Source organism: Paenibacillus sp. yr247 (genome assembly GCF_900103825.1).
In the GTDB taxonomy this organism is placed as follows: domain Bacteria; phylum Bacillota; class Bacilli; order Paenibacillales; family NBRC-103111; genus Paenibacillus_E.
In genome coordinates, this window is record NZ_FNIF01000048.1 from 1 (window position 1) to 12,956 (window position 12,956).

The window sequence follows — 12,956 nt, forward strand, 5'->3', positions numbered from 1 at the left end:
CCGCTCGATTTGTAGGCATTCAAATGAAGAGCAATTTCTCGGTCAATCATATCTTGCTTGCGCTGACGAACCTTCGCCATGTCGGTCGTGATGGAACCGTCCACCACCGTACCAAACTGAGCGGCATGCTGCACCAGATGCGTGACTCTCGCGCTCCAAATCTCATTCTTGCTGGGCAGGCAGGCGACGGCTGGACATGAGCCCCCGACCCACTTTCGCTCCACGACAGCAACCCGTTTACCTGATCGTGCCAAGTGCCAGGCCAGTAACTTACCGCCTTGGCCGCTGCCAAGGACCAGTGCTTCGAAATGTTCTGATTGAGACATCAAAATCCTCCTTGTTTACACTCAGATTTCGCCACACAAGAATATTATTACTTGAATATGCGAAACGAAATAGACTATTCCTGCATAATACTTGCCTAAAATTGCAATATGTTAGGTAAATGTAATATTTCATTACAATTAATGTAATATCTCATCACAGTTCTTTACAAATTCTCAATACATAATCGCAACCTCAAATTTACCCTCCAAAAACCATTTATTTACTTTAATACGTTTAAAGCGGTGTTGCTTTAAACTGCCATTTAGTTGAGCGACGGATACAAAGACATATATTATGTGAATATGTAACATGAAGATACTCCTCTAAATATCACGAGTTTTATTCCTCAGATAGTTTGTCTTTCGGTAAGATCGATTCGTCCATCACGTCATTAAATATATGGGTATTTACCTGAATTTTGGGTGTGATTTGAAATTGCGCAGCCGGGGGGGGGGGGGGGGGGGGGGGGGGGGGGGGGGGGGGGGGGGGGGGGGGGAAATTGCGCGGGGGGGGGGGGGGGGGGGCGTCCAGCTCCTATCAAGGGATTGAAGTTAGATTGGTATAGTTGCCTTACTTGCAACTTTTGAAACGTAAGAGGCGTTTAATAAACACCCCACTGTAAGGGGAATATGATCTAAGGAGTAGATTATGAAAAAAGCAGCCGTTCTAACTTCAACTGTAGTTTTGGCCAGTAGCTATTTTTAAAATTCCGATTATGCATTTACCGATCTTGAAGGCGGACAACAAAAGTCGATAACCGCACTTCAATCCCTTGAGATCGTAGACGGAATCGATAGCATGCATTACGCACCGAAAAGCAAGCTCAGTTATGCTGAAGCCGTACAAATTATTGTAAAGGCATTCCATCTTACTTTTGATAAACTGCGTTTATTTAAACTGCCGAATGCATCGAATTTCTATCCGAATGTTATGAATGATGCTTGGTATTCTAACTCGTTTATTATTGCGCACTTTAACGGAGTGGTCATTCCGAAGGACGTGAACCCGAGTTCCACGATAACGCGCGAACAATTCACCAAATTGCTCATTCCTGTTCTGGGGCGAAAATATAATCTTCCCATGATCAAGATATCCGCAAATGTCAAAGACCAGGATCAAATCACTCCGGATATCGAGAGCTTCGCATTGCGGCTGATCCATTATCGAATTACTGAACTTGATAAGGATGGCAATTTCTTACCCAAGAACGAGCTAACGCGCGGTGAAGCAACAACTTGGGTGTATAATGCCCTTCATGTCACTAGCGCCCAGAAACCGTCCTTATCCGACAAAGTTACAGTTTCCATAGAAGATGAATGATGATGTCAACAAAGTGACATTGTCCCGGGGCAGCATGCCCAACGCCGGCTACGGCATTGAAATCAACAACATCCGATTTGATCAGAACGGCCAGGCCCTTATTACTTCCACCTTGCGCGACCCGCAGCCTGATGAGGCGTATGCCGATGTGATGACGGAAGCAAAAGCTGTGACGTATGTTTCCTCTAAATATAATGTTGTGGCTGAACCGGATGCCGTCCCTTCACCTGCACCGTCTAAAACCGCGAGTTCTGAAGCGATTAAGAATCTGGTTGAGTCAGCCAAAAAAGGAAAAGCACCAGGTGTTGCTTACGCGGTACATGTCAATACCATAGACGATGTGCAAAAGGATTGAGGTCAACCCGACAATCAAGAAAGAGAGGTAAAGGGCTTTTCTACGTCACCTATAGCCAGCAACATGCCGTAAATTATATGGCAGAATAAATTCCCCGTTCAACTTGAATGGGGTACCGCCAACCAAATTACGTAAAGCCCACTCGCTAATACAGTTTTCACCAAAAGAAAAAGTCGGTTTTCCTGCGCTAAGGATTACCGACTTTTTGGATTCTATTCATTATGTTTATGTTAAGCTATCGCTCTGTTAAATCACAAGGATTGTCTCTATAATTAGAGACAATCCTTGTGATCCAAAATTAATAATTTTTATTATTTGCTATATATGCCGCAACTTCAGCTAAACGAGAAGCGTAACCCCATTCATTATCGTACCAAGTTGCTATGGAGAGAATCTCTCCCTGTACTTGGGTTAAAGGAAGGTCAATAATGGAGGAATGAGAATCGCCTACAATACGAGAAGATGCCCATTCACCTTCCAAAACATCCAAGACTCCCTTCAACGGGCCATCTTTTGCGGCACTTCGGAAAATATCGTTTACCTTTTGCACGGAACAAGGCTTTTCCGTCACAAGGTTCAATTCAGCAATACTACCGGTACGAGTTGGAATTCGGTATGCCTTCCCTGTAATCTGCAAATCGTTCCAGATGAATTTAAGGGCCCTTGCAGCCCCAGATGAAGAGGGAATGATATTTTCCGCAGCCGCCCACGAATCCCGTCGGTCCTTCATAGGCTGATCTGTTAGCGATTGCGTGTTCGTATAGGAATGCACGGTCGAGAATAGACCAAACTTTATTCCGAAGTTTTCTCTGACTATTTTGACGACTGGGGCCAACGCATTGGTCGTACAACTCGCCATACTAATGATCTTGTGTTTTTCCGGATCAAAACTATCCAGATTTATCCCTTTAAGCAATACGGCATCACAATCTTCAAGGCTCTTGCTGGGTCCGCTAACCAGTACTCTATTAGCACCACGATCCAAATGAACTTGAGCAACGGCACGGGTAACGGCTCGACCCGTACAGTCGATTACTAGATCAACACCCAAGCGTTTCCAATCCGGAACTTCTTTTGACGAATTGATAAACTGAATTTCCCGTCCGCCGATAACCATATGACCTTCTCGTCCGGATACAGCTTCGGGCCAGCGTTTATAGTTAGTATCCACTTCGAATAGAGCCGCAAGCGTTGCTTCGTCTTTAATATCCGAAATGGAAACCGGAACGAAAAGTTCATCCTGTAAAGCGACCCTCAATAATTGCCTACCAATACGTCCGAATCCATATATTCCTATTCCGCCCATTGTAACCCTCCTATGAATGTTGTATTTTATTAGACCTATGAAGGTGATCATTCAAACCGTCCATAGAAGTGCCTTTATATACAGTTTGTATTACATGTTATTCGTTCGTTTCCATCCATTGAAAATGAAAGCTTCCCTTCTGATCGCTCCGCTCGAACGTATGGGCCCCGAAATAATCCCTCTGCGCCTGCAGCAAATTAGCCGGAAGCCTCTCCGTACGATAGCTGTCATAATACGCTAAAGCAGAAGCGAAAGCAGGAACCGGAATCCCTCTCGCGACGGCAATCGAGACGACTTTTCTCCAAGCTGCCTGATACTTTGCGATAACCCCGCCGAAGTATTCATCCAGCAGCAAGTTTTTCAGATCAGGGTCCCGGTCGTACGCATCCATAATATTTTGTAAGAACCTTGCGCGGATAATGCAGCCGCCTCGGAAAATCATCGCAATACCGCCATAGTTCAAATTCCAATTGTAAGCATCTGAAGCGGATCTCATCTGTGCGAAGCCTTGCGCATAAGATGCGATTTTGCTTGCATATAGCGCTTGGCGGACGGCTTCGATGAATTCCTTGGGATCGCCGTCATAGCTTGATGTCGCCGGACCTTTAAGGCGCCGGCTTGCAAGTACGCGCTCTTCTTTCATCGCTGAAATAAAGCGGGCAAACACGGATTCGGTAATGATGGATAACGGAACGCCCAAATCCAGTGCGCTTTGGCTGGTCCATTTGCCGGTTCCTTTCTGTCCCGCCGAATCGAGGATAACATCCACCATCGGTTTTCCCGTCTCCGTATCGGTCTTCGCGAAAATATCCGCGGTGATTTCGATCAAATAACTATCCAGTTCGCCATTATTCCATTCGGTGAAAATGTCATGCAGCTCGCTTGTAGTTAAGTGCAATACATCCTTAAGCAGGTGATACGCTTCGCCGATGAGCTGCATATCGCCGTATTCGATGCCGTTATGGACCATCTTGACATAATGGCCGGCGCCGTCTTCTCCGATATAGGTCGAGCAAGGATCGCCGTTCACTTTGGCCGAAATGGCGGTCAATATCGGCTCGACCAGTTCATATGCATCTCTTTGCCCGCCTGGCATAATCGCAGGGCCATTCAGCGCGCCCTCTTCGCCGCCCGAAACACCCGCGCCGATAAAGCGGAATCCTTTGGCTTGCAGTTCTTTATTCCTTCTTTGCGTATCAGGGAAATAAGCGTTTCCGCCGTCGATTAGAATATCCCCAGGACTTAGGTAGGGCACGAGCTGATTAATGGTATCGTCCGTCGGCTGTCCTGCTTTTACCATGATAAGTATTTTTCGCGGCGTCTCAAGCGATTGGACAAATTCTTCGACGCTGTACGTACCGACGAAATTTTTTCCTCGCGCTTCCTCTAAAAGCTCATTCGTTTTCTCGGGCGAACGGTTGAATACAGCCACCGAGAACCCTTTGCTTTCGATATTCAAGGCGAGGTTTTTCCCCATCACGGCCAAGCCGACCACGCCGATTTGTTGGTTCGTCATTGTAAATCGCCTCCCTGTCATTCCTGTCCTGTTGCTGATAAACGTTTGATGAGCTCAGTTTTTTGCGCCTCAAACCCGGGCTTGCCCAGCAGCGCAAACATATTGGTTTTGTACGCTTCCACGCCCGGCTGATTGAACGGGTTCACCCCGAGCAGCAAGCCGCTGATGCCGCAAGCCTTCTCAAAGAAGTAAACCATTTCGCCGTACGTATATTCATTCAGCTCATCCAGCTCTACAATCAGATTAGGCACGCCTCCGTCAACATGGGCTAGACGTGTGCCTTCAGCGGCCCTCTTATTCACTTCGTCCATCGTCATACCCGCAACAAAATTCAAACCGTCCAGATTGCTCGGATCCTCTTGAATGGTCAGCTCCACCCGCGGCTTCCTTACCGACAGCACCGTCTCGATGAGATCGCGCCGGCCTTCCTGGATATACTGCCCCATCGAATGCAAATCGGTCGTGAAATCGACGGAAGCGGGATAAAGCCCCTTCTGGTCTTTGCCCTCGCTTTCGCCGAACAGCTGCTTCCACCATTCGGAAACAAAATGCAAGGACGGTTCAAAGTTAGCCAGAAGCTCGATGGTTTTCCCTTTACGGTAAAGGGCATTGCGAACGGCCGCATATTGATAGCTCTCATTGGAAGCAAGGTCAGGATTATCGTATTTCCTCGCAGCAGCGGCGGCTCCCGCCATCATTTGATCGATGTCGAGTCCGGCAGCGGCAATAGGCAGAAGCCCTACGGCTGTTAGAACGGAGTAGCGTCCGCCTACATCGTCGGGAATGACGAAGGTTTCATAGCCTTCTTCATCGGCAAGCTTCTTTAATGCACCCTTAGATGAATCGGTTGTAGCAAAGATACGTTTTCGCGCTTCCGCTTTTCCGTATTTCTTCTCCATATAATCTCGCAGAATACGGAATGCGATTGCCGGTTCCGTTGTCGTTCCCGACTTGGAAATGACATTCAGGGAAATATCCTTGCCCTCCAGAAGCTCCAATAAATGGGTGATGTACGTCGAACTGATATTTTGCCCGGCAAAATACACTTGGGTATTCCCGTTCATCTGGTTATGAAACGTGTGGGACAGCGCTTCGATCGCGGATCTTGCCCCCAAATAGGAACCGCCGATGCCAATGACGATCAATGCATCGGAATGGCTGCGAATGCGTTGTGCAGCCTGTTTGATTCTCGCAAACTCTTCTTGATTATATCGAAGCGGCAGATTCACCCAGCCCAGATAATCGGAGCCAGGGCCTTCCTTCTCATGAAGCATACGATGAGCAGCGATCACAAACTTGCTAAAGTAAGACACTTCATGTTGCTGCATAAATGACAAAGCATTGGAATAATCAAATGTAATAGCCATCTGGAACGTCTCCTTTGAAACGGTATTTAGTTCATCGCATCTTAAAGCTGCGCTGTTTTTTTCCAATCGGCAGCGAATTTCTCCATCCCTTGATCCGTTAGAGGATGCTTGGAGATTTGTTCGATAACCGCAAATGGAATCGTTGCAATATGTGCGCCTGCCATCGCTACGCGAGTCACGTGATCCGGATGACGGACAGATGCCGCAATAATTTGCGTGTTCAGGTTATGCGTACGGAACAATTCGGCGACTTTCGAGACGAGCTGTACGCCGTCTTCCGAAATGTCATCCAAGCGGCCAAGGAACGGAGAGACATAGGTAGCGCCTGCGCGAGCAGCCAAGAGCGCTTGGTTCACAGTGAAGATTAGCGTCACATTGGTTTTCACGCCTTTTTTCGTCAAGCAACGGCAAGCCTCCAAGCCCGCCAGCGTCATCGGAAGCTTGATGGTAATGTTTTTGTCATGATTATTGATTTTGATCAGTTCGTTCGCTTGCGCGATCATGTCTTCAGCTGTCACCGCATCAGGCGTTACTTCGGCAGAAACGGATTCAACCTCGGGTACTTCCCGCAAAATCTCGGCAATTCGCTCCTCGAATTTCACACCTTCTTTGGCAACCAAGGACGGATTCGTCGTAACTCCAGATAAGACGCCGATTTTATACGCTTTTTTGATATCTTCTACATTTGCAGTATCGATAAAAAATTTCATGTCGAAAACCTCCATTTAATGTAAATAATTAATTGATGCTTGTGTTATGCGAACACTATCTCATGATGCCCGGCTTTAATCGGCAAATAATGGATCGTCTTGATAAAACGGATCGTTCTAGTTTGGGCACGCATCACCACGGAGTGCGTCTCCGCTTGTTGATTGGGGAGAAAGCTCACTCCTTTCAGAAATTCTCCGTTAGTCACACCTGTCGCCGCAAAGATCACATCATCATTTCCTACTAAGTCTTCCATGGTTAGCACTTTAAGCGGGTTTTGAAGCCCCATCGCAACACAACGGTCGTATTGGATTTGATTCTCCGGAATTAATCTGCCTTGGAAATCGCCGCCTAAGCATTTCAAAGCCGCTGCAGCCAGCACTCCCTCCGGCGCGCCGCCCGATCCGAGATAAAGATCAATTCCCGTTTCCGGGAACGCGGTCGCAATGGCGCCTTCCACATCACCGTCCGAAAGAAATTTTATTCTCACGCCGTTATCCCGCAAAGCTTGAATCAAGGTTTGATGTCTTTCGCGATCAAGCACCATCACACTTAGATCGGAAACCTTTTTCTTCAGAGCCGTGGCTGCTTTGGATAACGTTACTTCTACGGGGTCAAGCAGATCAAGCTTTCCTGCCAATGCGGGCCCGACGGCAAGCTTCTCCATATACATATCCGGAGCATGTAACAGATTTCCTTTATTGGAAATCGCAATGACCGACAACGCATTGTTCAAGCCTTTTGCCACCAATGATGTCCCTTCCAGTGGATCGACCGCTACGTCTACCTCCGGACCCTGCTGGTTTCCTAACTTCTCGCCGATGTATAACATCGGCGCCTCGTCCATTTCTCCTTCTCCGATCACGACGGTTCCTTTAATAGACATGGAATCGAACATGGTCCGCATCGCTGAAGTTGCCGCTGCGTCTGCGTGGTTTTTATCTCCCTTTCCATTCCAAGAGGCGGATTCCAATGCGGCTAATTCCGTTACACGAACGACCTCTAACGCTAATTCACGCTCCATCATCTTCTCCACCTTTCGTGACGTTGTTGCAAGAGGAATTCGTTTGCTTTATGAATTACCGAGTACTTCTTTCGATAGCCGAACGACATTTTCTACGGAGAATCCGAAATGTTCCATGACTTCGATACCTGACCCCGATGCTCCAAAAGTATCAATAGCTACCGCTTGTCCATGTGGACCTACATAACGCTCCCATCCCAGAGAAATACCAGCTTCGATGGATACACGTTTGGTAATAGAAGGAGGAAGCACGAATTCTCTGTAGGATGCCGGCTGGCGTTCAAAAAGCTCCTTGCTTGGCATGGCTACGACTCTAACTGACAAATTTCCTTTTTCTAACTCTGTTTTCGCATTCACAGCCAGAGAAACCTCGGATCCGGTTCCGATCAGGATGATATCCGGATTATTGTTCGTTTCCGTCAGGACATAAGCTCCTTTGGCTACCCCTTCAACATTGGCCTTGGTCGCTTCATATACAGGCAAATTCTGTCTGCTCAGTACCAGGGCTATCGGACCTACAGTTTGCTGCAAGGCATACGCCCATGCGCTTGCCGTTTCATTGGCATCGGTCGGTCGAATGACAGTCAGTCCAGGGATAGTGCGCAGTGCAGCCAGTTGCTCGACGGGCTCATGCGTAGGTCCATCTTCCCCGACGGCAATGGAATCATGGGTAAATACGTAAATCACAGACAGCTTTTGCAGCGAAGCCAAGCGGATTGACGGCGCAAGTAATCGCTGAATACGAAGAAGGTGCTCACGAATGGTTTAACGCCGCCATGCAGGGCCATGCCATTGCCGGCTGCGCCCATGGCATGCTCACGGACGCCAAAGTAGATATTGCGTCCCGAGTAGGACTCAGCGGCGAACGGTTGCTCCCCCTTGATGTCCGTCATCGTCGAATGCGATAAATCCGCGCTGCCTCCAAAAATGGAAGGTACGATTTTCACGTAATGATTGATAGCTTCACCGCTCGCTACGCGGGTTGAAATGGCCTTGGAAGCGTCAAACGTAAGGATATCTGCGGCATCAATCGACACGGAACCGTTGATGACCTGCTCGAGCTCATCGCCGAGCAGAGGGTATTTCGCTTTATAGGAAGCGAGCAATTTGTTCCATTCTTCTTCTTTGGCCTCGCCTTTATGTTTCAGCTGCTCGAAATGAGCTTTGACTTCTTTCGGAACGGTGAACTCTTCCTCATAATTCCAGCCATAAGCCGCCTTTGTTGCCTTCGCTTCTTCTTTGCCGAGCGGATTACCGTGCGCCTTGTTCATTCCCGCTACCTTGCTGCCGTAACCGATAATCGTCCGAATTTCGATAAGCGTCGGCTGCGATTCGTTTCGCTTGGCTGCCGCAATCGCTTCGGCAATCTGCGAAATATCATTGCCGTCCTCAATACGCAGATATTCCCAATCAGCCGATTCCGCTCTTTTTTGCATATTTTCCCCGAAGGAAAGGTTGAGCGCTCCGTCCAGCGAGATGTCATTGGAATCGTACAATACGATTAATTTGCCAAGCTTCATATGTCCTGCCATGGACATCGCCTCATAAGAGATTCCTTCCATCTCCGACCAGCGCATACGTATAATGGTCGATGACCGGGAAACCGTCTTGATTGAATTTCGAGGCCAGATGAGCTTCGGCCATCGCCATCCCGACTGCCATCGCAATACCTTGTCCCAAAGGTCCCGTTGTTGCCTCTACTCCGTCCGTGTGCCCATATTCGGGATGTCCCGGCGTCTTGCTGTTCAGCTTGCGAAACTGTTTCAAATCATCAAGCGACACCTGATATCCGGACAAGTGCAAGAGGCTGTAGAGCAGGGCCGAACCGTGACCCGCAGAAAGAACGAAACGATCGCGGTTAAACCACTTTGCATGGCCGGGATTGTGATTTAACAGTGTGGACCAAAGAGCGTAGGCCATCGGCGCCGCTCCCATGGGCAACCCAGGATGACCGGAATTGGCGCGGTTTATGGCATCGATTGACAACGTTCGGATCGTATCGACAGCTAATTGGTCAATGGTCTTTGTGGAAGGCATATTGTTCTCTCCCTTTGGTTTCGAATTCTTGTTCAGGCTTAGCATCGAACCACCAATGATAGCCGTCCTCCGCCAATAACGCATCGGACTCGGCAGGTCCATAAGTGCCCGCTGCATACGGATGAAGCGGAACCAGATTTTTTTCGAATGCTTCTAAGATGGGTTGAACCCATTTCCACGACAATTCGACTTCGTCCCAATGCGCAAAGAACGTGGGGTCTCCATGCAAAGCGTCATAAATCAAATTTTCGTAAGCTTCGTGAACATTGTCACGACTTTCATGAAAGTCCATATGAATGGGCTTCACCCCCCCTTTATGCTGCGGGTCCATCGTATTTAATTGAAGCGTAATGCCTTCATTAGGACTAATTTCAAATACCAGAAGGTTAGGCGATTTTCCATCAGCATTTGCCTGTGAGGACATCTTTGACAGTTCCTTGAACTCAATCACAATCCGCGTCGATTTATCCTTCATTCTTTTGCCTGTGCGGATATAAAAAGGAACTCCCCGCCAGAAGAAATCGTCGATCTGCAATTTAGCGGCAATGAACGTATCATTCATGGATGTGGCAGCAATTCCCGGTTCGGAAGTATAGCCGATCACCGGCTTTCCTTGAACGGCTCCCGCTTTGTACTGCCCGCGGATCACGTTGGCGCTAACATCCTGTTTTTGCAGCGGCTCGAGGGCTTCCATCACCTTTTTCTTCTTAAATCGCACCATTTCGGAATCACTGTTGTTCGGTAGATGACTTGCCAGCATCATAAGCAATTGCAGCATATGGTTTTGGAACATGTCTCTTACGGCACCTACGTGATCGTAATAGCCCGCTCTTTCTTCTACACCGACGGTTTCGATAGCCGTAATCTGCACGTTAGCAATATAATGATTGTCCCATAATGCTTTAAGGACCGAATTTTGCTGTAAAATCTCAAGCTTCTGTACCATCGGCTTTCCCAGGTAATGATCGATTCGGAAAATCTCGTGCTCCTCAAAAGCTTGGCTAAGCTTTTGATTCAAATCGCGTGCAGATTGCAAATCATGGCCAAATGGCTTCTCGATCACGAGACGCTTCCATCCATTTGCGGAACCGAGCCCGCTTTCCTGAATGCCCGCAGCGATCCTTTCAAAAAATTCGGGACCGACTGATAAATAGAATAGGCGATTCGGCGAAATGCGAAGCTCCTCTTCCCGCTGTTCGATCAGCCGCAACAGCTTCATGTAATCTTCTTTGCGGCCGATATCCAGAACACGGTAACGGAATGCATGCAGGAAATCATGGATCAATGCGGAATTGTTCGCTTCGCGTCTGGAAAAACTACGGATGGAATGCTCAACCCTAGCCCGAAATGTATCGTCTGTTAGCTCACTACGGCCAAGACCGATCACTTCGAACGATGGGGACAGTTCCTGATCGACAAACAAATTGTAAAGAGCAGGGTAAATTTTTCTTTTGGCTAAATCCCCTGTCGCTCCAAACAAAACAAATGTGGTTGGCTCCATGTTCCTCTCTCCTTCTGGTATTGCGTTCTTGTTCTGGTTTCTATTTTCGTAAACTCCGGAAATCATGGAGCTTTCGCGCATAGTCTTTATATCTTGATGAGGAGGCAGGCCAAAAAGCCTCCGGTATTCTCGATTAAATTGCGATGGACTATCATAGCCAACTTTACTAGCGGCAGTCATTGCTCCCATAGAACCGCTCAGCATAAGGCGTCTTGCTTCCTGAAGGCGGAGCAGCTTCTGATACTGCAAAGGGCTCATTGTCGTGATGGCTTTGAACTTATGATGCAGTCCCGAGAGGCTTATGTTAATTGATTTTGCAAGCTCCTCGACGGTAAAGGAACGGGCGTAATTAGTTTTAATCCATTCGATGGCGCTGCTGACCTTGTCAGATTGCTGGTATAAGACCGCCTGTTGGAAAAATAAGTACCCATTATCTCGCGACAGTAAATGGAATATCATTTCACGCTTGATGAGTCCAGACAGAAAGCGAGCTTCATTGGGTTTGTCGGTAAGCTTCAGTAACTTCATAAGTAAGTCTAAAAGGTGGGCGTCGGATTTTCCAAAGAACGCTCTGGCGGTCAGCTTAGTATCCCTTGGTTTCATGCTGATTTCAGCCTCAATCACCACAGTAGCGATTTCTTTCGCCGTAAGATCAATGCGTATACTGATATAAGGTGACTCCTTTGTAGCATCGATGATATTTTCGGATGCAGGGATATCAATCAAAGATGCAAAATAATCGCCCGGGCGATAATGAATGAGGTCTTGGCCAAAATGAAGTTTCTTTGTTCCTTGAAGAAGGATACATAATGAAGGGGTCAACAAATCAGGAATCGGCGTAGTTTGAAGGCTTTTACGGAAAATAGTAAGAAACGGGATAATGGTATGCGTGCTGCCTTCTGCAGTGGTAATCCTCTCCGTCATCGCAATGAGTTGATCTAACGTCTCTTGACGAATGGAGGCGCTTTCTTCCAATAAAGTGCCGAGTATTTGGTCCGACATTCAGTTTCACCAGCCTTTATTGTTATAAGTCTACTTCTACCAATACTGTTCGTTCTCTTCATTTCACCGTTATGGCAGGACAAAATACGCTTTGTATCCAGATAAATCTGAGAATGCAAAGAGGAGGATTTTGTTGTGCTGCAAACGGAGGCAACCGACGAAACACAAGGCTTATACAGATATTATTACTTGAACATGCGAAACGAAAAAGGCTATTCCTGCAAAATACTTGCCTAAAGATGCAAAATGTTATCATTTTCCATGTAGATGCTTGTCAGTGGGAGCGACGACCGCATACTCGGCTTCACGATGATCGGTTCCGAGGCCGGAGAGATCGTGGCCGCGGTCCAAACGGCGATGTTGGCAGAGCTCCCGTATTCAAAGCTCCGTGACGCCGTTTTCAATCATCTAACGATTACCGAAGGACTCGGCCCGCTCTTGTCGAATGTGCCATCTCAGTCCATGTAATAGTAGCACTGAAAAGTGCTTGTTG

Annotated in this window: 9 protein-coding genes and 4 pseudogenes; 4 read left to right on the forward strand and 9 right to left on the reverse strand. The window is 47.6% G+C overall.

Annotation, left to right across the window (positions count from 1 at the left end):
* Positions 1-254: pseudogene (locus tag BLT91_RS29375) on the reverse strand (mercuric reductase); the annotation flags it as partial.
* A gap of 805 nt (positions 255-1,059) precedes the next feature.
* Between BLT91_RS29375 and BLT91_RS34110 the strand changes: the two are divergent.
* The 3 genes and pseudogenes from BLT91_RS34110 to BLT91_RS29390 all read left to right on the forward strand — a co-directional run.
* A pseudogene (locus BLT91_RS34110) lies at positions 1,060-1,155 on the forward strand (hypothetical protein); the annotation flags it as partial.
* A gap of 54 nt (positions 1,156-1,209) precedes the next feature.
* Entirely contained in the window at positions 1,210-1,647 is a 438-nt protein-coding gene (locus BLT91_RS29385; RefSeq protein WP_368086868.1) for an S-layer homology domain-containing protein, read from the forward strand.
* Between the two features lie 13 nt (positions 1,648-1,660).
* On the forward strand, positions 1,661-2,002 hold the full coding sequence (locus BLT91_RS29390; protein ID WP_175532595.1) for a protease complex subunit PrcB family protein: 342 nt from the start codon (positions 1,661-1,663) through the stop codon (positions 2,000-2,002).
* Positions 2,003-2,300: 298 nt separating this feature from the next.
* On the opposite strand, the gene BLT91_RS29395 is transcribed toward BLT91_RS29390, so the two are convergent.
* From BLT91_RS29395 to BLT91_RS33305, 8 genes and pseudogenes are all read right to left on the reverse strand, one after another.
* Positions 2,301-3,308, reverse strand: a complete 1,008-nt coding sequence (locus tag BLT91_RS29395) for a type I glyceraldehyde-3-phosphate dehydrogenase (protein WP_090827702.1) — start codon at positions 3,306-3,308, stop codon at positions 2,301-2,303.
* A 97-nt stretch (positions 3,309-3,405) separates the two neighbouring features.
* On the reverse strand, positions 3,406-4,824 hold the full coding sequence (gene gndA, locus BLT91_RS29400) for an NADP-dependent phosphogluconate dehydrogenase (RefSeq protein WP_090827704.1): 1,419 nt from the start codon (positions 4,822-4,824) through the stop codon (positions 3,406-3,408).
* Positions 4,825-4,841: 17 nt separating this feature from the next.
* Positions 4,842-6,191, reverse strand: coding sequence for a glucose-6-phosphate isomerase (locus BLT91_RS29405; RefSeq protein WP_090827706.1), 1,350 nt, complete (start codon positions 6,189-6,191; stop codon positions 4,842-4,844).
* A gap of 41 nt (positions 6,192-6,232) precedes the next feature.
* Positions 6,233-6,901 (reverse strand): fructose-6-phosphate aldolase, encoded by a 669-nt coding sequence (gene fsa, locus BLT91_RS29410; RefSeq protein ID WP_090827707.1) that lies wholly within the window; start codon positions 6,899-6,901, stop codon positions 6,233-6,235.
* Between the two features lie 44 nt (positions 6,902-6,945).
* Complete coding sequence (glpX, locus tag BLT91_RS29415; protein ID WP_090827708.1) at positions 6,946-7,923, reverse strand: class II fructose-bisphosphatase; 978 nt, start codon at positions 7,921-7,923, stop codon at positions 6,946-6,948.
* A gap of 48 nt (positions 7,924-7,971) precedes the next feature.
* Positions 7,972-9,960, reverse strand: a pseudogene (tkt, locus tag BLT91_RS29420) (transketolase).
* Positions 9,938-11,461, reverse strand: coding sequence for a glucose-6-phosphate dehydrogenase (gene zwf, locus BLT91_RS33300; protein ID WP_175532596.1), 1,524 nt, complete (start codon positions 11,459-11,461; stop codon positions 9,938-9,940). Before zwf ends, tkt begins: the two are co-directional and overlap by 23 nt.
* 105 nt (positions 11,462-11,566) lie before the next feature.
* Positions 11,567-12,463 (reverse strand): annotated as a pseudogene (locus BLT91_RS33305) (AraC family transcriptional regulator N-terminal domain-containing protein); the annotation flags it as partial.
* Positions 12,464-12,730: 267 nt separating this feature from the next.
* On the opposite strand from BLT91_RS33305, the gene BLT91_RS29430 reads away from it, so the two are divergent.
* Positions 12,731-12,931: a hypothetical protein gene (locus BLT91_RS29430; RefSeq protein WP_217635299.1), complete on the forward strand. Its 201-nt coding sequence runs from the start codon at positions 12,731-12,733 to the stop codon at positions 12,929-12,931.
* Positions 12,932-12,956: the final 25 nt, after the last annotated feature.

Excerpts from the sequence above, each read along its gene's own strand:
- BLT91_RS29430 (WP_217635299.1), top strand. The coding sequence starts at position 12,731 with ATGCTTGTCAGTGGGAGCGACGACCGCATACTCGGCTTCACGATGATC.
- glpX (WP_090827708.1), bottom strand. The coding sequence starts at position 7,923 with ATGGAGCGTGAATTAGCGTTAGAGGTCGTTCGTGTAACGGAATTAGCC.
- BLT91_RS29405 (WP_090827706.1), bottom strand. The coding sequence starts at position 6,191 with ATGGCTATTACATTTGATTATTCCAATGCTTTGTCATTTATGCAGCAA.
- zwf (WP_175532596.1), bottom strand. The coding sequence starts at position 11,461 with ATGGAGCCAACCACATTTGTTTTGTTTGGAGCGACAGGGGATTTAGCC.
- fsa (WP_090827707.1), bottom strand. The coding sequence starts at position 6,901 with ATGAAATTTTTTATCGATACTGCAAATGTAGAAGATATCAAAAAAGCG.
- BLT91_RS29395 (WP_090827702.1), bottom strand. The coding sequence starts at position 3,308 with ATGGGCGGAATAGGAATATATGGATTCGGACGTATTGGTAGGCAATTA.
- gndA (WP_090827704.1), bottom strand. The coding sequence starts at position 4,824 with ATGACGAACCAACAAATCGGCGTGGTCGGCTTGGCCGTGATGGGGAAA.